This window comes from Streptomyces zhaozhouensis (genome assembly GCF_900230195.1).
GTDB classification, from domain to species: Bacteria; Actinomycetota; Actinomycetes; order Streptomycetales; family Streptomycetaceae; genus Streptomyces; species Streptomyces zhaozhouensis.
In genome coordinates this window covers 312,831-333,573 of record NZ_OCNE01000003.1, presented here as the reverse complement: position 1 = coordinate 333,573, position 20,743 = coordinate 312,831, and the positions used below count along the sequence as shown (strand labels likewise).

Genomic DNA, 20,743 nt, shown 5'->3' with positions numbered 1-20,743 from the left:
ATGGCCGCGCGCCCCCATCGACGCAGGCCCCGCAGGGCGGAGAACGAACGCGGCTTAGTGGTCGCCGAGGGGACCGAGACGGAGAGGCAGTACGTCGAACGGCTCACGCAGCACCTGCGCCGCGCCAACGTCACCGTGCGCACGGTCGGTGTGGGGAAGGATCCCCGCGCGGTGGTCAAGAAGTGCGTGGAGGTGCGGCGGGAAGCGGCTCGACGGGGCAAGGGGTACGACTGGTGCGTCTGCCTCGTGGACCGGGACGAGCACACGACCCTTCCCGCCGCTGCCGCTCTCGCCAGGGCGGAGGGGATCCCGCTTCTGGTGACCAACCTGAAGTTCGAGGTCTGGTTGCTGTGGCACGCCGTCGACGTGGCCGCGCCGAAGACGTCTGATCAGCTGGACGAGCTGGTGCGGCGGCACGGGCTGCTCGACGGCAAGCACATCCCGCCTCGTTTCCCGATCGAGGGGCTCGACGACGCCGTGGCGCGGGCCCGGCGCGCGGATCCGGGGATGGCCCAGGGCAGGGTCGGCCCCGACCCGTCCTCGGCGGTACCCCTGCTCGTCCGTCTGGTGCTCGGGCGGGAGCCGTAGCGCCTCGCGGCGGGTGTCCGCCTACGGGAAGGCCAGGGAGATCTCCTGCTCGATCTCGTCGAGCAGCTCCATCAGGTCCTCCGAGCCGCCCCGCTCCACCCAGCGGCGGGTGGCGATGCGCAGGGACGTGAGGAAGGCACCGGCGTAGACCTCCGGGCGGATGTGCTCGGTGCCGGGGCGGCCGGTGATCGCTTCGACCAGGTCGCGCTCCAGCGCCACGTGGATGCTCATCTGGCGGGCCAGCAGCGACGGGTGGCGCATCGCGAGCTTGCTGCGGGCGGCCCACGCGCGTTCCTCCGGGGTGCCGGTGCGCGGGGACAGGGAGTGGGCGGCGGCCAGGAGGGCCTGCCAGGCGGTCTCCTCGGGCGGGCGCTGGCGCAGCGTCTCGACGAGGGTCCTGGTGCGCCGCTCCTCGTCGAAGAGGAGGGCGTCCTCCTTGGACGAGAAGTAGTTGGAGAACGTCCGCCGCGAGATGTCGGCGGCGTCGGCGATCGCCTCCACGGTCACGTTCTCGATGCCGTGCTCGACGGTCAGACGCAGCGCGGCCTCGTGCACCGCCTGCCGGGTGGCGGCCTTCTTGCGCTCCCGCAGTCCCGTGATGGTCTCCATGTCCGAGATCTTACCTGGTGAGCAAAGTTACCCACTGAGCAATTATGCCCAAAGTGCATGTACAGTGAAACGGTCTTCCGAACACCCGCCTGAACGTCTCCGTTGGAGGTCGCGCGTGAGCGCACAGACCGTCGTGCCGTCCCAGGGCGCGCCGATGGACCACCGTCATGTCCTGCGCGCCATGAGTGGTCTGCTGACCGTTCTCTTTATGGCGATGATCAGTTCGACGATCGTCTCGGTCGCCCTGCCGCAGATCATCGGCTCGCTGAACGGCACCCAGTCCCAGTACACCTGGGTGGTCACCGCCACCCTGCTGACATCCACGGCCTCCACCCCGGTCTGGGGCAAGCTCGCCGACCTCTTCAGCAAGAAGCTGCTGCTCACCATCGGCATCCTGATCTTCAGCCTCTCGTCGCTGGCCTGCGGCTTCGCGCAGAGCGCCGAGCAGTTGATCGCCTTCCGCGCGGTGCAGGGCCTGGGGCTCGGCGCCCTCCAGGTGCTGGTCCAGGTGGTGATCGCGGCCATGGTCAGCCCCAAGGAGCGTGGCCGGTACAACGGCTACCTGGGCGGCGTGATGGCCGTCGCCACCGTCGGCGGCCCGCTGCTGGGCGGGGCCATCACCGACCTGTCGTGGCTGGGCTGGCGCTGGTGCTTCTTCGTCGGGGTGCCGTTCACGCTGCTCGCGCTGGTCATGCTCGCCCGCACGCTCAAGCTGGTCGAGGTGCGCCGCCCGGACGCCACCGTGGACTACCTGGGCGCCTCGCTGATCGCGGTGAGCGTGAGCCTGCTGCTGCTCTGGGTCACCTTCGTCGACGCGGAGTTCGCGTGGATCTCCTGGCAGACCGGCGCCATGGTCGGCTCCGCGCTGGTCCTCGGCCTGGCCGCCGTGCTGGTCGAGGCGCGGGTGCGGGAGCCCGTCGTCCCGCTGCACGTGGTGCGGCGCCGGGACCCGGCGCTGGCGATCGTGGCCAGCCTCTCGGTCGGCATGGCGATGTTCGGTGGCGCGGTCTTCCTCGGCCAGTACTTCCAGGTCGGACGCGGCTACACGCCCACCGAGGCGGGCCTGCTGACCATACCGATGATGGCCGGGGTGCTGCTCAGCGCGGCGGTCTCGGGGCGGCTGGTGTCCCGCACGGGGCACGTGAAGCCGTTCATCGTCGCCGGCGTGGTCTCGCTCACGCTGGGCTTTCTGACCCTGTCCACCATCGACCACGAGACCTCGCTCGGCATCGTCGGCGCCGGGATGTTCCTCGTCGGCGTCGGCGTGGGCATGTCGATGCAGAACCTGCTGCTGGTGGTGCAGAACACCGTCCCGCTGCACGAGATCGGCGCCGCCTCCGGGGTCGTGACCTTCTTCCGTTCGCTCGGCGGCACCATGGGCGTCTCGGTCCTCGGCGCGGTCCTCGCGCACCAGGTGTCGACGAAGATCGCCGAGGGGCTGACCGCCGCCGGCATCCCGGTCTCGGGTGACGCGGGCGACGCCTCCACGCTCAACGTGGAGGCGATGGACCCGGCCGTCCGGGGCATCGTGCGGGCGGCCTACGGGGACGCGACCGGCCACATCTTCCTGATCTCGGCCGGCATCGCGCTGGTCGGCCTGATCGCCACGTTCTTCCTCACGCCGACCACGCTGCGCGACAGCCTCGACCTCGCGCCGGCGCCCGGGGGCGACGCGGAGGAGGCGCACGGGGAGCAGACGCCCGCCGTCGCCAAGCCGTGACGGCGGTGCGGGCGTGCGGACCGGGAGACCCCCGAGGGGCGGGGGCGAACGGCGTTCCGGCCCGCTGAGCCGGAGAACGCGGCGGCGCGCCACGGGGGTTGGCGGTGGTCCGGGGGCGTCGCCGTCCTGGGCGGGGGAGTTGGGGTCCCCGGCGGCCGGCCGACGACCGTAGTCTAAGCTTAGGCTTACCTAAGCTTCGCGTCGTTCAGCTCGTCGGACCCCCGTCCGACACCCGTCAGGTCCCCGACGGGCCAGGACCCAACAGAAGGAACGTCCATGCCGCTCACCCCGCTCAGCGCGCGCCGTCAGCGTCTCGCCCTCGCCGCCGTGGCCACCTCGGCGGCACTGGTGCTCGGCGGCTGCTCGTCCTCCGACGACGACGACTCCGCCGGGTCGTCGTCGGGCGACGGGGAGGGCGGCGGGGCGTTCCCCGTCACCATCGAGAGCGCCCTCGGCGACGCGGAGATCGACGAGCAGCCCGAGCGCGTCGTCACCCTCGGACAGGGCTCGGCCGAGACCGCCATAGCCCTGGGCCACACCCCCGTCGGCATCGAGTCCTACGAGTGGGGCAGCGACGACACCGGCTACCTGCCGTGGATCCACGAGGCGGTGACCGAGCGCGGCGACGAGCTCCCCACGCAGTTCGCCGGCGGCGAGAACATCGACTTCGACGCCATCCTGGAGCTGGAGCCCGACGTCATCCTGGCGCCCTGGTCCGGCATCACCCAGGACCAGTTCGACATCCTCAACGACATCGCGCCCACCGTGGCCTACCCCGACCTGCCCTGGTCCACCAACTGGGACCAGCAGATCGAGCTGGTCGCCACCGCGCTCGGCCAGCCCGACGAGGCGGAGACGCTGATCGGCGACATCCGCGACCAGCTCGCCGAGGCCGCCGCCTCCCGCCCGGAGTACGAGGGCGTCACCTTCTCCTACATCTACACCTCGGGCCCCGGCACCCTCGGCGTCTTCCTGCCGGAGGAGCAGCGGGTGGAGATGGTCTCCTCCCTCGGCCTGACCGTCGACCCGGTCGCCGAGACCTTCGAGGAGCTGGAGGGCACCGACTCCGCGATGATCGGCCTGGAGAACGCCGACCAACTCGCCGACAGCGACCTGGTCTTCACGTTCTACACCGACGAGGAGACGCGCACCGAGATCGAGGGCCAGCCGCTGTACGCGGCCATCCCGGCCGTCGAGCGCGGCGGTATCGTCTCCAGCGACGACAACCCGTTCGTCACCGCCTCCTCGATCATCAACCCGCTGACCGTGCCGTGGAGCATCGACCGCTATCTGCCGCTGATCGACGAGGCGTTGACCACCCTCGACGACTGACCCCGTCCCGACCACCGGCACGCACACCACGATGACCGTCACCACAGCAGCGAAGCCGGCCCCCGGCCGCGCCACGTCCCGGGGGCCGGGCGTCACCAGGATCGCCGGCCTCCTCGTCCTCTGCCTGGCGGCGCTGGCGTCGGCGATGGTGGCCAGCGTCGTCTTCGGCGCCAAGACCACCTCGCTCGGCGACGTGTTCGCCACCCTCGGCGGCGACGCCGACCCCTATGTCGCCACCGTCGTCGAGAGCCGCTACCCGCGCACCGCGCTCGGCGTGCTGGCCGGCCTCAGTCTGGCCGTCGCCGGCACCCTGATGCAGGGCATCACCCGCAACCCGCTCGCCGACCCCGGCCTGCTGGGCGTCAACGCCGGCGCCTCGGCCGGGGTGGTGACCGCGACCGCGTTCCTGGGCGCCGGCGGCCAGTCGGGCGCGGTCTGGTGGGCGCTGCCCGGCGCGTTCCTGGCCGGGCTGCTGGTCTACGCGATCGGCTCGGCGGGCGCCTCGACCGGGCTGGTGCGGCTGGTGCTGGCCGGCGCCGTGGTCTCGGCGGTGCTGGCCGCCTACATCCAGCTGGTGACGCTCAGCAACCCGGACACCTTCGACAGCTACCGCTACTGGGTGGTCGGCGCGCTCGGCGGCCGGCCGATGGAGATCTTCTGGACGGCGCTGCCGTTCGCCGCCGTCGGCCTCCTCCTCGCGCTGCTGCTCTCCGGCGGGCTCAACGCGCTGGCCCTGGGCGACGACTCGGCCCACTCGCTGGGCGCCAACCCCACGCTGATCAGGGCCGGCGGGCTGCTGGCCGCCACCCTGCTGTGCGCCTCCGCCACCGCCGCCGTCGGCCCGATCGCCTTCGTCGGCCTGGCCGTTCCGCACATCGTGCGGGCCGTGGTCGGCATCGACTTCCGGCTCCAACTGGCCTTCTCGGCCGTCGTCGGGCCGACGCTGCTGCTGCTCGCCGACGTGGTGGGACGGGTGGTGATGCGCCCCTCGGAGCTGATGGTCGGCGTCGTCACCGCGTTCGTGGGAGCGCCCGTGCTGCTCTACGCGGTGCGCCGGATGAGGGGGACGGCATGACCGCCACGGAGGAACGCGCGGTGGGGGCGCGCGTCGAACGCCCCCGGGGCATGGTGGTGATCGGGCGCCGGCTGGCGCTGCCGATGAGCCGGGCGGCGCTGCTGGTCGGCGTCGGCATCGTGCTGGCGCTGGTGGCCGCCGCCGTGGCGACCCTGACCATGGGCAGACTCGGCGTGCCGCTCGGCGAGTTGCCCACCGCGCTGACCGGTGGCGCCGAGGGCAAGTCGCTCTTCGTGCTGGACCGGCTGCGCGGCCCCCGGCTGGTGGTGGCGATAGCCGCCGGCGCCGCGCTCGGGCTCTCCGGCGCGCTCTTCCAGTCCGTCACCCGCAACCCGCTGGGCAGCCCCGACGTCATCGGGCTGAGCGGGGGTGCCGGGGCGGGTGCGGCCGTGGTGGCGTTGAAGATGCCGGACGTGCCGGTCTCGCTGGGCGCGCTGGTCGGCGCCGCCGCGGCGATCACGCTGGTCTACTTCTCCACCGGCACCGGCTTTCGCGACCCCGGCCGGCTGATCGTGGCCGGCATCGGGGTCGCCGCCATCGCGCTCGCCCTCACCCAGTACGTGGTCTACGCGGTCGAACGGGAGCGCGCGACCGCGCTGACCGCCTATGTCAACGGCTCGCTGGCCGCCCGTTCCTGGGAGGACGCCCGGGACATCGGGCTGGCGCTGCTGGTGCTGCTGCCCCTGACCCTCGCGCTGTCCAGACGGCTGGAGATCGGCGAGATGGGCGACGAGATCGCCGCCGCGCTGGGCGCCGAGCCCAAGCGGACCCGTACGCAGGCGGTGCTGCTGTCGGTGCTGCTGTCGGCCGCCGCGATCAGCGTCGCCGGGCCGATCGCGTTCATCGCGCTCACCGCGCCGCAGATCGCCCGCCGGCTCACCGGCGGCTCGGGCGCGCACCTGCTGCTCTCCGCGCTGATGGGCTCGCTGCTGCTGGTCCTCGCGGACCTGGCCGCCCAGCAACTGCCCATGGACGACATGCCGGTGGGCATCTACACGATGGCCATCGGCGGCATCTACCTCGGCTATCTGCTGACCAGGGAATGGCGGAAGGGACGACTGTGACCAGCGACGAGGGGACCGGCGCCGCGGCGGCGCCCGCCGAGCCGGCGGTGCCCGCCGCGCCGGCGGGGAAGGGGCTGAGCGTGCGGGGGGTGACGCTCTCCTACGGGGGCACGCCCGTGGTGCGGGAGCTGAGCCTGGACCTGCCGCACGGCGGGCTGACCATGATCATCGGCCCCAACGGCTGCGGGAAGTCCACCCTGATCAAGGCGTTGGCCAGGGCCATCAAGCCGGACGCGGGCGCCGTCCTGCTCAACGGCACCGACCTGCGCGCCTACCGGGGCCGCGCGGTGGCCCGCGAGGTCGCGCTGCTGCCGCAGAGCCCGCTGGCGCCCGAGGGCATCAGCGTGCGCGGCCTGGTGCGGCGCGGCCGGTATCCGCACCACACGCTGCTGCGGCAGTGGTCGCCCGAGGACGACACCGCGATCGCCTTCGCGCTGGAGCGCACCGGTCTCACCGAGCTGGCGGACGCCCGGGTCGGCGAGCTGTCCGGCGGGCAGCGGCAACGGGTCTGGATCGCGATGGTGCTCGCCCAGCAGACCGAACTGCTGCTGCTGGACGAGCCCACCACCTTCCTCGACGTCGCCCACCAGTACGAACTGCTGGAACTCTGCGCCGAGTTGCACCGCGAGGGGCGCACCGTCGTGGCGGTGCTGCACGACCTCAACCAGGCGGCCAGGTTCGCCAGCCACCTGGTGGTGATGCACGAGGGGCGGGTCGTCGCCGAGGGGCCGCCGGCGGAGGTGCTGACCGCGGAACTGGTCGGCGAGGTCTTCGGGCTGCCGTGCGACATCGTTCCCGACCCGCGGACCTCGACGCCGATGGTGGTTCCGCACGCCAAGCTGGTGCCGGGGCGGCCCCTCTAGCCGGAGCGGCCCGCCCCGCCGGCACGGCGGTCGCGCCCCACCCCGAAACCGACACCACCCCGCGACCGTCACCATTCCGCTCGCGACCGCCAAAACCGTCCACACCCGTTCACACCCGCGACCGGCCACACCCGCGACCGTCAACGCCCGTGCGGGAGGACCGGCAGGGCCGCGTGGCCGTTGGAGACGAGGCTGCGCGTGGGGCGCAGCTCGTCCGGGGGGACGGCGAGCCGGATCTCCGGGAAGCGCTCGAAGAGCGCCGGCAGCGCCACCGCCGCCTCCGCCCTGGCCAGCGGCGCGCCCAGGCAGAAGTGCGGGCCGTGGCCGAAGGACAGATGCTCCTTGTTGACCCGCGACACGTCGAAGCCGCCCGCCGTCTCGCCGTGCACCCGCGGATGCCGCCCGGCCGCGCCGTAGGACGCGAGGATCGTCTCGCCCGCCCGGATCACCCCGCCGTCCGGCAGCTCGATGTCGGAGACGGCGTACCGCAGCGGCAGATGGCTCACCGGCGCCTCGTACCGCAGCGCCTCCTCGATGACCTCGCCCCAGGGGACCCCGCCGGAGCGGACCAGCGCCAACTGCCCGGGGTGGGTGAGCAGCGCGGTGATCGCCTGGTCCAGCAGGTTGGTCGTGGTCTCGTAGCCGGCGCTGACCACCAGCATCAGCGTGCCGCGCAGTTCGCCCTCGGAGAGCCGGGAGCCGTCGCCCTCCTCGTCCCTGGCCGCGATCAGCGCCGAGGTCAGGTCGTCGCCCGGCTCGGCCCGCCGGCGCGCCGCCAGCAGGTCGATCAGCCCGAAGTACTCCGCCCGGTTGGCCTTGGCCCGCTCCAGGCTGGCGGAGGTGTCGAAGACGGTGCGCACCACGCGGCGGAAGTCGTCGGCCATCTCCGGCGGCATCCCGAGCAGTTCGCCGATCACCCGCACCGGAACCGGTTCCGCCAGGGCGCGCCGCAGATCGACCGGGACGCCGGGCTCCGCCGCCGCGATCGCGTCCACCAGCCCGGCGGTGATCGCCTCGACGCGCGGCAGCAGCGCGTTGACCCGGCGCGGGCCGAACGCCGGGCTGATCAGCCGCCGCAGCCTGCGGTGCTCGGGGCCGTAGGCGGTGAACATGTTCTGTCCCGACACCCACAGGTCGAGAGGCCAGCGGCCCAGCACCCGCTCGGGGAACCCCGGCCAGTGCCGGTGCGGGTCCTTCGAGACCCGGGGGTCGGTGAGCAACAGCCGTAACAGGTCCGGGTCGTTGACCGCCCAGACGGTGACGCCCAGCAGGTCGGCGCGGACTGCGGGACCGCCGGCGTGCAGGGCGGCCTCCTCGGCGCGGCGCGCGTGCCCCGTGGGGTCGAGGGACAGGGGCTTGGACTCGCTCATCCGACCGCCTTCACGGGACGCCGCGCACCAGTCGCACCGGGACGGGCACGGCACGGCCCCGGCGTCCGGGCCCGCCCCACGCCCACCCGATTCTCCCCGGTGGTCCACGCGGACATACCCGCTCCACGGGGTCCGTTTCGCGCCGTTTCGCGCGCCCCCGCGTGGGCACCGACCGTCACTCCGGCGTGGGTTCGGTGTGGTTGTCGCGCAACTCCCGGGAAGAGGGCGAAAGTTGGGACAACGGACTCTTCTCTTCCCCCGTGCGCTATGTCACTCTCCCGGAGCGAACCTCACGAGGGGATGACTCAATGCGAGTGCTGACCAGAAGGCTCGTCGCACTGACCGGTGCGCTCGCCCTGTCGGGAACGGTCGCGGCCTGCGGCTCCGACGGGGACGGCGACTCGGGCACCATCGAACTCACCATCAGCATGAACGCCATCGCCGGCGGCAAGAACGCCGCCGAGGCCGACTGGGTCGAACAGTGGGTCATCCCGCGGTTCGAGGAGGAGCAGGCGGCGGCCGGCGTCGAGGTCGACGTCACCTTCGAGCCCAGCGGCGTGGACGACGAACAGTACAAGTCGCGGCTGGCCCTCGACCTCCAGTCCGGCGCGGGCCCCGACCTCTACACCCTGGACGGCATCTGGCTGGGCGAGTTCGCCCAGGCCGGCTACGTCGAACCGCTGGAGCGCACCGACCCCGACCACGCGGCCTGGGAGGGCTGGGAGCAGATCCCGGACGCCGTCCAGGCGCTCGCCACCTTCGACGGCGCGCTGCACGGGATACCCGCGGGCACCGACGGCCGGGTCCTCTACTACAACCGCCAGCTCTTCGCCGAGGCCGGGCTGCCCGCCGACTGGCAACCCGCCGACTGGGACGAGATCATCGGGGCCGCCGAGGCCCTGGCCGCCCTGGACGGCGTCACCCCGATCCAGCTCAACGCCGGCACCGCCATGGGCGAGGCCACCACCATGCAGGGCGTGCTGCCGCTGCTGGCCGGCGCCGGCGAGGAGATCCACACCGAGGGCGCCGGCTGGACCGGCGACAGCGCCGGCCTGGAGCGTGTCCTCGACCTCTACGCCGAGATCTACGGGGCCGGCCTCGGCGACCGGCAGCTCCAGCAGGAGACCCAGGGCCGCGACAAGTCCTTCGAGGAGTTCGCCGCCGGCGAGATCGGCATCCTGCTGGAGAGCGACTACTTCTGGCGTTCCGTGGTCAACCCCGACGGCGGTGTCGCGCCCATGCAGGACCGCGACGAGGACGTCGGCTACGCCCTCATCCCCGCCGTCGCGCCCGGCGCGGGGCTCGACGGCGCCGACCACGTCTCCACCTCGGGCGGCAACGTCCGGGTGGTCAACCCGGCGGGTGACCACGCCGACCTCGCCTGGGAGCTGCTGACCTTCATGCACTCGGCCGAGGCGGTCACCGCCCTCGTCGGCGACGACCCCAGGATCACCGCCCGCGCCGACGTCAACGAGGCGCTGCTCGGCGACGATCCGATGCTGACCTTCGTCAACGAGCAGGTGCTTCCGCTCACCTCCTACCGGCCGGCCCTCGACGTCTACCCGCAGGTCTCCGTCCTCCTCCAGGAGGCCACCGCGGCCGTCGTCGACGGCGGGGACCCCGCCGAGGCCGCCGCCGACTACCGGGAAGGGCTTGAGGAGGTCGTGGATGGCGACATCGCCCCCTGAGCCGGGCGGGCGGCGGGCCGGGGCGGGGCCGCGTGAACGTGACGCGGCCGGCCTCGGCCGGCTCGGGGCGACCGCGTTCGTCGTTCCCGCGCTGCTGCTGATCGCCGCCTTCCTGGTCTTCCCCGCGCTGTGGACCGTCTACCTGGGGGCCACCGACTACCGGCTCACCGGCCTGGCGGCCGTCGACCCCCAGGTCGTCGGCCTGGAGAACGTCGAACGCGCCCTGGACGACGACGGCTTCACCCACTCCCTCGGCCTGACGCTCCAGTTCGTCCTCGGCTCCGCCGTCATCGGGCAGGCGGGACTCGGCTTCGCCCTCGCCTGGGTGCTGCGCGACCGGCGCGGCCTCGGCCGCCGGCTGATCGAGGCCATGGTGCTGCTGGCCTGGATCCTGCCCAGCAGCGTGATCGCGTTCCTGTGGATCGCGCTGCTCGACCGCGACGACGGCACCCTCAACGCGCTGCTCTCCACGCCGGGCACCGCCTGGCTGCTGGAGCACCCGATGCTCTCCCTGATCGTCTTCAACATCTGGCGCGGCACCGCGTTCTCGATGATGCTCTACGCGGCCGCCCTCGGGAACGTGCCGCCCTCCCAGCTGGAGACCGCCCGGCTGGCCGGCGCCTCGTCCTGGCAGCAACTGCGGGACGTGGTCTTCCCCCGCATCCGGGGGCATGTGCTGACCAACCTGCTGCTGATCAGCCTGTGGACGTTCAACGACTTCACGCCGTTCCTGCTGACCGGCGGCGGGCCGGAGGACCGCACCGAGATCATGCCGGTCTTCATCTACGAGACCGCGCTCTTCGGCGGCGAACTCGGCTTCGGCGCCGCCCTCTCGGTGCTGATGCTGCTGATCAACCTGGTGATCGCGGTGGTCTACGCCCGGCTGCTGCGCAGGCGGAAGGACCGGGACCGATGACGCCCCCACCGGCCACGCCCCCGGAGGCGACGCGCGAGGACCGGCACGCGGCGGGGCTCGACGGCGCCCGCCGGCTGCTGGCCACCGTCGGCTTCTACACCTTCTGCTCGCTGGTCCTCGCGTTCTTCACCGTGCCGCTGCTCTGGCTCGCCAGCGCCCCCTTCGACGACACCCCTTCCATCACCGCCTCGCTGCCCTCGTTCACCCTCGCCAACTTCGAGACGCTGCTGGACAACCGGTACGCGATGCGCTCCCTCGGCAACTCCGCCGTGCTCGCGCTGGGCACCGGCGCCCTGGTGGTGGTCTGCGCGGCGCTCGCCGCCTACGCGCTGAGCCGGGTCCGGCTGCCGGGCCGCGACGCGCTGCTCTACGCCCTGCTGCTGCTCTCCTCCATCGTCACCGGCACCGCCGCCATGGTGCCGCTGTTCAACCTCGCCTTCGAACTCGACCTGATCGACTCACAGTTGGGCGTAATCCTGGTCCTGTCCGGCGGGCTGCTGCCCTCGGCGGTCTTCATCCTCAAGGACTTCATGGACGGCACCCCCCGCTCCTACGAGGAGTCCGCGCAGGTCTTCGGGGCCTCCCCGCTCCAGGTGCTGCGGCACGTGGTGGTGCCGCTGGTCAGGCCGGGGCTGGCCACCATCGCCGTCTGGGCCGTCGCGCAGGTCTGGGGCAACTTCCTCATCCCGTTCCTGCTGCTGCGCTCCCCGGAGAAGTCGCCGGCGGCCGTGGTGATGTACACCTTCTACACCGAGGGCGGCCAGCCCGACCTGGCCCTGATCTCCACCTTCTCGCTGCTCTACTCGGTGCCGGTGGTGCTGATGTTCCTGCTGGTCAGCTCCCGCTACGGCTTCCGGTTCCACGGAGGGATCAAACGCTGATGGCCGACCTCACCCTGGCCGCCCTGACCAAGGTCTACCCCGGCGGCGTCCGCGCGCTGGACTCCGTCGAACTGACCGTCGCCGACGGCGAGTTCTTCGCCCTGCTCGGCCCCTCCGGCTGCGGCAAGACCACCCTGCTGCGCACCCTCGCCGGCCTGGAGACGGCCACCTCGGGCGCCGTGCTGCTCGGCGGGAGGGACGTCACCGCCGTGCCGCCGGGGCGGCGGGACGTCGCGATGGTCTTCCAGGACTACGCGCTCTTCCCGCACATGACCGTGACGGACAACATCGCCTACCCCCTGCGGATCCGGAAGGTGCCCGGCAGACAACGCCGCGACCGCGCGGCCCAGACCGCCGCGGAACTGGGCCTCGGCGACCATCTCGAACGCCGCCCCGACCAGCTCTCCGGCGGCCAGCAGCAACGGGTCGCGCTGGCGCGGGCGATGGCCTGCCACCCGCGCGCGTTCCTCTTCGACGAACCGCTCTCCAACCTCGACGCGCGGATGCGCCTGGAGGCCCGCACCTTCCTCAAGCGGCTCCAGCGCGAGCTGGGCGTCACCACGGTCTTCGTCACGCACGACCAGGCCGAGGCGCTGGCGCTGGCCGACCGGATCGCCGTCATGGAGCACGGCCGGATACGCCAACTCGGCACGCCGGCCGATGTCTTCCGCCGTCCCGCCAACACCTTCGTCGCCTCCTTCATCGGCTCCACCCCGATGAACCTGCTGCCGGGCACCGCGGAAGGGGGCGCCGTCCACGTCGCCGGCACCGCGCTGCCCACCCCCGGGGGGCTGGCGCTGGCCGAGGGTGAGGAGCTGACCTACGGCATCCGGCCCGAGTACCTGACCTTCCACCCGCGCCCCGTCCCCGGCGCCCTGGCCGGCGAGGTGCGGGTGGTGGAGAACCTGGGCAGCTCCCAGCTCGTCACCCTGGAGGGGCCGGCCGGGGAGGTGCGCGTCGTCGTCGACGAGGACACCGAGCTCGCGCCGGGAGTGGCGGGGCACGCGCTGCCGCGGGCCGACCGGGCGCTGGTCTACCGGAACGGTGAACTGCTGGGCGCCTCGGGGTACGAGGGGCCGGCGACGGGAACGAGGACACCGTGACACCCGCGACCGACACCGTCCACCGGGGGCGCTGGACCCTCGCCGACCGCCTCGAACAGTCCCTGCGCGAGCTGCCGTTCGAGGTGCCGCCCGGCACGGCCGGCCTCACCGTCGAGCTGTCCTACGAACGCGGGGCCGGGGTCCTCGACCTCGGCTGCCTCGGCCCGGCCGGCTACCGGGGCTGGTCGGGCGGCGCCCGCGACCACTACACCGTCGCCGCCGACTGGGCCACCCCCGGCTATCTGCCGGGCGAGCCGGAGCCGGGGGAGTGGCGGGTGCTGCTGCGGCTGCACCGCGTGCCGCCCACCGGCCTGGAGTACCAGGTGCGGATCACCACCACCGGCCGCCGCCGGGACCCGCCCGCCGCCCCCGCCGATCCGCCGGTGCCGCGACGGCCCGACCGCCGGCCGCTGCCCGGGGTCGACGGGATGCGCTGGCTGGCCGGCGACTGCCACAGCCACACCGTGCACAGCGACGGCGCGCTGACCCCCGCCGAACTGGCGGCGCTGGCCGCCGCCCAGGGCCTGGACTTCCTCGCCGTCACCGACCACAACACCGTCAGCCACCACCCCCAGCTCCCGGGGCTGGGCGCCCGCTACGGCCTCGCCCTGCTGCCGGGGCAGGAGGTCACCACCGACACCGGGCACGCCAACGTCATCGGGGACGTCGGCTGGGTCGACTTCCGGCGCCCCGCCGACCACTGGCTCGCCCACGCCAGGCGCCACGGCGGGCTGTTCTCGGTCAACCACCCGGTGGCCACCGACTGCGCCTGGCGCAACGCGCTCACCGACCGGCCGCGCCATGTCGAGGTGTGGCACAGCGGGTGGGCCGACCGGCGCTTCGGCGCGCCGCTGGCCTGGTCGGCCGCGTGGCGGCCGGACGTGGTGGCGCTCGGCGGCAGCGACTTCCACCGGCTGGGCGCCGACGCGTTGCCGGGGCGGCCCACGACGTGGGTGCTGGCCGAGGACGGGGGGCCGGACGCGGTGCTTGCGGCGCTGGCCGCCGGGCGGGTGGCCGTCTCGGCGGGGCCGAGGGCGCCGCTGCTGCTGCGGCTGGGGGACGAACTGCTCGCCCTCGACGCCGAGGGCACGGCGCTGGTCCGCCCCGACGGCGGGCGCGCCGTCGTCCACGGCGACCGCGTGGTGCTCCCGGCGGAGCCGGGCCCGCACCGGCTGGAGACCCACGAGAACGAGGTCGTCGCGCTGGTCTGCTGACGCGGCGCGGTCGACGACGAGGGCACCGGGCCGTCTCGGCGGGCGGCCGTCCCGCAGCGGTGGTGCGTGGGGGCGGCCGCGGGCGACGACGGTCCCGGTTGTCCGGCACCGTCGTCGCCCGCGCCACCCCCCGGGGGCACTCAGTGGTGGGACGGCATCTCGCCCTCGACGACGGTGAAGGTCGTCGTGGCGTCCTCCGAGACGTTGCCCGCCACGTCGGTGGCGCGGTAGGTCACGGTGGTCTCACCGAGGTCGTGGACCATGAACGGGTCCGTGTAGGCGGTGAACTCGCCGTCGCCCAGCGCGTACTCGATACCCGCCACGCCGGACTCCTCGTCCGTCGCGGTGAGTTCGACCGTGGCCATCGCCACGTACGCGCCGTCCGCGTCCTGTTCGCCGGTCACCTCGGCGGTGACCTCGGGCGCGGTGGTGTCCTCCTCGCCGGGTGGCGCCTCCACCACGTCGACGTAGGTCATCTGGCTGGTGGAGACGTTGCCCGCCACGTCCGTGGCGCGGTAGGTCACCCGGTGGGTGCCCGGCTCGTCGAGGACGAAGGGCTCCTCGTACGGCTGGAACACCGTGGCGCCGACCGCGTAGTCGATGCTCTCCACGCCGGAGTCGTCGTCCGTCGCGGTGAGTTCGACGGTCGCGCTGCCCACGTAGGCGCCGTCCTCGTTCTGCTCGCCGGTGATCTCGTGGGTGACCTCGGGGGCGGTGGTGTCCTCCTCGCCGCCGCCACCGTCGTCGCCCTCGGTCACCACCAGGGTGCCCTGCATGGCGAGATGCCCGGGGATGGTGCAGAAGTAGCGGTAGGTGCCCGGGGTCAGCTCGACGTCGATCTCGTGCTTGCCTCCCTTGGCGTCGTTCGGGTTGGCCAGCAGGTTGACCCGCACGTCGTTGTTGTAGTCCGAGTTGGAGACGTCGAACGTCAACGTGTGCGCCATGCCGGTGGTGTTGCCGGTCGCCTCGCTGTTCTCGAAGACCAGGGTGGCCGGGCCGGCGACCGCCTCGACGGGCGCGGTCTCGTAGCTGTCCAGGTCGTTGTCGGCGGTCCAGGTGAGGATCTGCTCCTCCGTCGGCTCCGGCTCCGGCGCGTCGGCGACCGCGCTCTGGCCGCTCGGCTGGGCCTGCGCCGCCGGCAGCGTCGCGAGGCCGAGACCGGCGAGGGAGACCGTCAGCAGTGCCGCCAGCGGTCGCCACCCCCGGACGCGGGCCCGGCGCGGCTGGGGCGTCGACCCCCCGTCCGTGCTGGTGTGTTTCATCGTTCCCTACCTCCTGCTGGGGAGTTGTCCGCCGTCACCGCTGGGCCAGCTGCTCGGGCGTGGGGGTGGCGGGGCCGCCTTCGTAGGTGACCCGCCAGAGGGCGGACTCCTCGGTGAGGTTGAAGAAGCCGCGCCCGTAGTCCAGGACGTAGAGCGAACCGTCGGGGGCGAACTTCCAGTCCATCAGGTTGCGGATGCCGCCGTCGCCGTCGGGGATGATGGCGTCCAGCGACTCGGCGTGGACGGGGAGCCCGCCGGAGCCGGCGTTCTCCGGGTCCATCACCACGGCGTGGCGCGGCTGTTCGTCGTCGTAGTGGTCACCGACGAACCACTTGCCGTCCCAGTACGCGGGCCAGGCCACGTCGCTCTCGGTGGTCTCGTCGTGGCGGTAGACCGGGCCGTTCATCGTGGCCTGGCCGCCGCCGCGCAGCCACGGGAGCAGCAGCGTCGCCTCGTCGGCCTCGTAGCTGGGCAGGCCGTTCTCGTCCCTGGGGTAGTCCGGCGCGCCGCCCTGCGGCGAGTACCAGATGTTGTTCGGCGTGACCGGCGGCACCTCGACGAGGCCGTCGTTGTGCGGGGACTCGTTCCTGGGCGCGTCGCAGTCGTACCAGTCGAGCGGCAGGGTCGGGTCGGGCAGGTTCCGGTCCCGGTAGGGCTGGTTGTTGCCCATGCAGTACGGCCAACCCCGGTTGCCCGCCTCGGTGATGACGGCGAACGTGTCGTACTTGGCGGGGCCCCAGGTGGTGCTGGGCTCGCCGGCGTCGGGGCCGACCCAGCCGGCGTAGAGCCAGTCGGTGGCCGGGTCGATCGCGATGCGGGAGGGGTTGCGGACGCCCATCACGTAGATCTCCGCGCGGGTCTTGCCGCCGCCCTCCTCGTCGCCGGTGAAGAGGTTGCCCTCGGGGATGGTGTACGTCCCGTCCGGTTCGGGGTGGATGCGCAGGATCTTGCCGTTGAGGTTGTTGGTGTTGCCCGAGGTCCGGCGCGCGTCCGCGAAGGCGACGCCCTCGTACTGGGGCTCGGGGTTGTTGCCCGAGTACCCGTCGGTGAAGCCCGAGGAGTTGTTGTCGCCGGTGGCGATGTACAGGTTGCCCTCGGAGTCGAAGTCCATGCCGCCGCCGGCGTGGCAGCAGCTGTGGATCTGCGCGTCCCAGTTGAGCAGCGTCACCTCGGAGGCGGTGTCCAGGGTGCCGCTGGCCTCGTCGAACGTGAAGCGGCTGACGCGCCGTTCACCGATCCTGGCCTCCCGGTCGATGGTGGCGTGCGGCATCCAGTACAGGTAGACGTACGCGTTCTCCGAGAAGGCCGGGTCGAGGGCGATGCCCAGCAGGCCCTCCTCGGTCTTGGTCAGCTCGTCGCCGCCGCCCTTGTTGCCGAAGACCTCCAGGTTCGCGGCGAGGGAGACGGAGTCGTCCGACGGGTCGTAGACGTGGACCGTGCCCTGGCCGAGACCGATCTGCGGGTCCTCCCAGTCGGTGACCAGCGGGTCGTCCGCCCAGCCACCGGCGCGCCCGATGTAGAACACCCGGCCGTCGTCGGCGATGTCCAGGCCGTGCGGCTCCCCGATCTGGTCCAGCTCGCCGGGCTGGTTGGGCTCGGTGACGCGCTCGGCCGTGTAGTTGTCGGTGATGGTGGCCTGGCAGTCGGCCCTGGTCAGGCCGCCGGTCCACAGCAGCGCCCCGCGCAGGTGGGAGCGGAACTCCTCCTCGGCGAAGCTCTCGGCGGTGCCGCCCATGCCGGTGTAGAACGAACGGCCGCCGTCGTAGTCGCGGCACCAGGAGATCGGGTGGTCCCAGCCCTGGGCGCCGGGGCCCGGGGTGTAGGTGTTCTCCCGGACGCGGGCGACGGTGTGCACCTGGCCGCTGGGGTTCTCGGTCCAGTCGTACCAGACGTCCGAACGTTCCCATTCGAGCGGCAGGTCGACGGTGGACGGGTTCTGCCGGTCGCCGACCTCGACGACCGCGTCCTGGGCCTCCGTCGGGCTGCCGTCGTCGGGGCGCGCCCCGACGAGGCCGGTGAACCACTCGGACTCCGGTTGGGCGGTGGCGGCGTCGTGGACGCCGAGGAACCCGCCTCCGGCCTGGACATAGCCCTGGAGCGCGGCCTCCTGGTCGGCGTCGAGGACCGCGCCGTCCGCGGAGAGGAAGACGACCGCGTGGTAGGCCAGCAGCCCGTCGGGCGTGAAGGCGGTCGGGTCGTCGGTGGCCTGGACGTCGAACTGCTCCTCGGCCGGGCCCTCGGCCCCTATGGCCGTGATGGCCTCGACGGCGGCCTCCGTGCGGTCCGCCGGCGCTTCGGCCGCGTGGAAGACGAGCACCTGGGCATCGGCTGCCCCGGGCAGTACGCCTGACTGTTCAGTTCCCTCCTCGTTACCTGAGGCCGTGGGGGAGACCCCCAGCAGCGCGATCGACAGGGTGGCTGCAAGTGCGAAGATCTGCGGCTTGCGGCGCATAGCTCGCCCGCCCCTCTTGGGTTACAGAAGCCAACGCCCAAGGAAGCTAGACCTCTTTTACCGTGTCGCCAATGGCTATAACCGGAATCGAGGAAACTTTGTCCTGAGGGTGGGCAAACTCTTGTCGTGCTCATACCATGAGGCGCCATCAGAGTCGTTGACCACTGAGCGAGGAAGGCTCTGCGATGCGCCGACCAGGCTTCTCCCGGCGAATGTTCACGACGGGCGCGGCGGCCGCCGCGCTGGCCCCGGCGGGTCTGGCCGCGACTGCCGTGGGAGCCACGGCAGGGCGGGCCAGCGGGGAACCCCGCACCAGCGAGGTGAAAACGATCACCCTCTACGCGGAGGAGGTCGGCGACGGGCAGGCGGGCTACGGCCTGGAGCCCGGTCAGGCGACCATTCCCGGCCCGCTGTTGGAGATGTACGAGGGCGACTCCTACGAGATCGAACTCGTCAACAACATGGACGTGGACGTCTCCCTGCACGTCCACGGCGTCGACTACACCATCGAGAACGACGGCACCGCCCACACCGACAGCACGGTGGCGCCGGGCGAGAGCCGCGTCTACACCTGGACCACGCACGCCCCCGGCGTCCGTGAGGACGGCAGCGTGATCGCCGGCAGCGCCGGCTACTGGAACTACCACGACCACATCGTCGGCACCCCGCACGGCACCGGCGGCCTGCAACGGGGGCTCTACGGCGGGCTGATCGTGCGCCGCGAGGGCGACCTGGTCCCGGACAAGACGTTCGTCGTCGTCTTCAACGACATGACCACCAACAACCTCCAGGACGGGCCCGACTTCGAGGCGGTGGTCGGCGAGCGCGTGGAGTTCCTCTCCATCACGCACGGCGAGTACTACCACACCTTCCACCTGCACGGTCACCGTTGGGCCGACAACCGCACCGGGCTGCTGGCCGACGAGAACGACCCGAGCCGGGTCATCGACAACAAGATCTGCGGCCCCGGCGAGTCCTTCGGCTTCCAGGTGATCGCGGGCGAACACGTCGGCCCCGGTCACTGGATGTACCACTGCCATGTGCAGAGCCACTCCGACATGGGCATGGCCGGGATGCTGATCGTCGCCGACGAGGACGGCAACGCCCCCGGCGACCCCGGCCACCACGCCGAACCCTCGGGCGACGCGCCCCGCTCGGAAGAGGACGCGCACGCCCACCACTGACCGTCGTCCCCCCACGGACCGGGTCCCGCGCGCCACCCCCGGCACCGGGTGGCGCGTGCGCGGCCGGAAATCGTCTTCTGACCCGGCGGGGCCCCGCCGGGAACGGCCGGGTCAGAAGGCGAGCACCGCGACCGTCGCCGCGTAGACCAGGATCAGCGTCACCCCGTCGAACCCCAGCCGCAGCCAGCCCCGTTCCTGACGCACCAGCAGGCCGCCCAGCAGCACGGTGGTCATCAGCAGCGCGCTCGCCGTCAGGAACAGCTGGTCCGTCCGCGCCGCGTGGAAGAGCGAGCCGCCCCGGTAGGCGAGGTCGCCCACCACCAGGTTCAACGCGTCCAGGCAGTTGCCGCCCACCACCGCCGCGATCGCCAGCGTCACCGCGCCCCTGCGCACCGCGGCGATCGCCGTCACCGTCTCGGGCAGCGCGTTGACCACGCCCATCAGCACCGCGCCCACGAACCCGGCCGCCAGGCCGGTCACCTGCACAAACGTCTCCGCGGCCCGCGCCACCACCCAGCCGCCGACCAGCACCGCGCCCGCGATGGCCAGGAACTCGCCCCACAGCGTCCGCGTGCGCCGCGCCCGGGTGGCCTCCTCGGCGTGCGGCCGGTCCGGCACGGTGTCACGGGTGCGCACCGCCACCCACATCGGCCGCGCGTGGCCGCCGATCAGCCGCAGCCCGCCCCAGTAGAACGCCACCATCACCGGCGAGACCGGGTGCACGCCCAGCACCGTCACGTCCGGGCTGAAGCTGGCCATCAGCGCCAGCGCCAGCAGGCCGATCAGCAGGCAGCCGAAGAGCAGGTTGGCCAGCGAGGCCGCCGCGTGCTCCAGGTTCACCCTGCGGTAGGCCGCGTCCGCCGCCACCACCGCCAGGGTCTGCGCCGCGATGCCGCCGACGGCGTTGCTGTACGCCAGGTCGGGGTGGCCGTCGGCCGCGCTGACGGCCGTCATCACGATCCCGGACATCGACGCCACCAGGCCGAAGAAGACCGCGCCGAAGAGCGCCTCGCCCTGCCCGGTGCGGTCGGCCAGCACGTCGCCGAGGGTGGCCAGCCGGACGCTGCCGACCACCGTCAGCAGGCCGGCGAGCAGAAAGAGGGCCACGCTCCAGCCCAGCGGCCAGGAGCCGGTCAGGATTTCGGACATACGCCGCATCCTGGCCTCTTCTCCCCGCCTCCGCCGGGAGGCCGACCGGCCCGGTGCGCCGCCCGCGTATGGGTTCCGTCAATGACGGGCCCGGGGCTGTAGGGAAACCGTCAACGAAAGGCCACAAACGGTCGGTAAGTGGAAGTCTCGGGTCTCGTTCGCTCGATTCCGTTCCGTCTCTCAGGAGCCGTCGATGGCCGACCTGGCCTTCGCCCTCACTACGCTCGCCGCCTTCCTCCTGGTGGCCCTCGTGGCGAAGGGGGTGACCCGGCT

At 72.5% G+C, this 20,743-nt stretch carries 16 protein-coding genes and 1 pseudogene; 12 read left to right on the top strand and 5 right to left on the bottom strand.

Going from position 1 to position 20,743, the window contains the following annotated elements; genetic code table 11:
* A complete protein-coding gene (locus tag CRP51_RS07365) occupies positions 1 to 588 on the top strand; it encodes an RloB family protein (RefSeq protein WP_097230196.1) in 588 nt (195 codons plus the stop codon).
* A 21-nt stretch (positions 589 to 609) separates the two neighbouring features.
* Here CRP51_RS07365 and CRP51_RS07360 read toward each other — a convergent pair whose 3' ends face one another.
* The gene (locus tag CRP51_RS07360) at positions 610 to 1,197 is read right to left on the bottom strand and encodes a TetR/AcrR family transcriptional regulator (RefSeq protein ID WP_097230195.1); all 588 of its coding nucleotides are present in this window, start codon (positions 1,195 to 1,197) and stop codon (positions 610 to 612) included.
* 154 nt (positions 1,198 to 1,351) lie between these two features.
* Between CRP51_RS07360 and CRP51_RS07355 the strand changes: the two genes are divergently transcribed.
* The 5 genes from CRP51_RS07355 (at position 1,352) to CRP51_RS07335 (ending at position 7,251) form a co-directional block, all read left to right on the top strand.
* On the top strand, positions 1,352 to 2,917 hold the full coding sequence (locus CRP51_RS07355) for an MDR family MFS transporter (RefSeq protein ID WP_097230330.1): 1,566 nt from the start codon (positions 1,352 to 1,354) through the stop codon (positions 2,915 to 2,917).
* 276 nt (positions 2,918 to 3,193) lie between these two features.
* Positions 3,194 to 4,249 carry an iron-siderophore ABC transporter substrate-binding protein gene (locus CRP51_RS07350; protein ID WP_097230194.1) on the top strand — a complete coding sequence of 352 codons (1,056 nt, stop codon included), beginning with the start codon at positions 3,194 to 3,196 and terminating at the stop codon, positions 4,247 to 4,249.
* Between the two features lie 31 nt (positions 4,250 to 4,280).
* Complete coding sequence (locus tag CRP51_RS07345; RefSeq protein ID WP_097230193.1) at positions 4,281 to 5,324, top strand: FecCD family ABC transporter permease; 1,044 nt, start codon at positions 4,281 to 4,283, stop codon at positions 5,322 to 5,324.
* Positions 5,321 to 6,388 carry a FecCD family ABC transporter permease gene (locus CRP51_RS07340; RefSeq protein ID WP_097230192.1) on the top strand — a complete coding sequence of 356 codons (1,068 nt, stop codon included), beginning with the start codon at positions 5,321 to 5,323 and terminating at the stop codon, positions 6,386 to 6,388. The genes CRP51_RS07345 and CRP51_RS07340 overlap by 4 nt, the downstream gene beginning before the upstream one ends.
* A complete protein-coding gene (locus CRP51_RS07335) occupies positions 6,367 to 7,251 on the top strand; it encodes an ABC transporter ATP-binding protein (protein ID WP_097230191.1) in 885 nt (294 codons plus the stop codon). Before CRP51_RS07340 ends, CRP51_RS07335 begins: the two co-directional genes overlap by 22 nt.
* 140 nt (positions 7,252 to 7,391) lie before the next feature.
* On the opposite strand, the gene CRP51_RS07330 is transcribed toward CRP51_RS07335, so the two are convergent.
* Positions 7,392 to 8,621, bottom strand: coding sequence for a cytochrome P450 family protein (locus tag CRP51_RS07330; protein WP_097230190.1), 1,230 nt, complete (start codon positions 8,619 to 8,621; stop codon positions 7,392 to 7,394).
* A gap of 308 nt (positions 8,622 to 8,929) precedes the next feature.
* Here CRP51_RS07330 and CRP51_RS07325 point away from each other — a divergent pair, with 308 nt between their 5' ends.
* Genes CRP51_RS07325 through CRP51_RS07305 form a run of 5 tightly spaced genes read left to right on the top strand, consistent with a single transcriptional unit; the run spans position 8,930 to position 14,423 of the window.
* Entirely contained in the window at positions 8,930 to 10,309 is a 1,380-nt protein-coding gene (locus tag CRP51_RS07325; RefSeq protein ID WP_097230189.1) for an extracellular solute-binding protein, read from the top strand.
* The gene (locus tag CRP51_RS07320; protein WP_097230188.1) at positions 10,290 to 11,225 is read left to right on the top strand and encodes a carbohydrate ABC transporter permease; all 936 of its coding nucleotides are present in this window, start codon (positions 10,290 to 10,292) and stop codon (positions 11,223 to 11,225) included. The genes CRP51_RS07325 and CRP51_RS07320 overlap by 20 nt, the downstream gene beginning before the upstream one ends.
* Complete coding sequence (locus CRP51_RS07315) at positions 11,222 to 12,106, top strand: carbohydrate ABC transporter permease (RefSeq protein WP_097230187.1); 885 nt, start codon at positions 11,222 to 11,224, stop codon at positions 12,104 to 12,106. The genes CRP51_RS07320 and CRP51_RS07315 overlap by 4 nt, the downstream gene beginning before the upstream one ends.
* Complete coding sequence (locus CRP51_RS07310; protein WP_097230186.1) at positions 12,106 to 13,209, top strand: ABC transporter ATP-binding protein; 1,104 nt, start codon at positions 12,106 to 12,108, stop codon at positions 13,207 to 13,209. The genes CRP51_RS07315 and CRP51_RS07310 overlap by 1 nt, the downstream gene beginning before the upstream one ends.
* Positions 13,206 to 14,423, top strand: coding sequence for a CehA/McbA family metallohydrolase (locus CRP51_RS07305; protein ID WP_097230185.1), 1,218 nt, complete (start codon positions 13,206 to 13,208; stop codon positions 14,421 to 14,423). The genes CRP51_RS07310 and CRP51_RS07305 overlap by 4 nt, the downstream gene beginning before the upstream one ends.
* 164 nt (positions 14,424 to 14,587) lie before the next feature.
* On the opposite strand, the pseudogene CRP51_RS07300 reads toward CRP51_RS07305, so the two are convergent.
* Both CRP51_RS07300 and CRP51_RS07295 read right to left on the bottom strand, forming a co-directional pair.
* Positions 14,588 to 15,685 (bottom strand): annotated as a pseudogene (locus CRP51_RS07300) (OmpL47-type beta-barrel domain-containing protein); the annotation flags it as partial.
* A gap of 34 nt (positions 15,686 to 15,719) precedes the next feature.
* Positions 15,720 to 18,137, bottom strand: a complete 2,418-nt coding sequence (locus tag CRP51_RS07295) for a ThuA domain-containing protein (protein WP_097230183.1) — start codon at positions 18,135 to 18,137, stop codon at positions 15,720 to 15,722.
* A 185-nt stretch (positions 18,138 to 18,322) separates the two neighbouring features.
* Between CRP51_RS07295 and CRP51_RS07290 the strand changes: the two genes are divergently transcribed.
* Positions 18,323 to 19,321, top strand: coding sequence for a multicopper oxidase domain-containing protein (locus CRP51_RS07290; protein WP_097230182.1), 999 nt, complete (start codon positions 18,323 to 18,325; stop codon positions 19,319 to 19,321).
* A 111-nt stretch (positions 19,322 to 19,432) separates the two neighbouring features.
* Here CRP51_RS07290 and CRP51_RS07285 read toward each other — a convergent pair whose 3' ends face one another.
* Positions 19,433 to 20,461, bottom strand: coding sequence for a sodium:calcium antiporter (locus tag CRP51_RS07285; protein ID WP_212615857.1), 1,029 nt, complete (start codon positions 20,459 to 20,461; stop codon positions 19,433 to 19,435).
* Between the last annotated feature and the right edge of the window lie 282 nt (positions 20,462 to 20,743).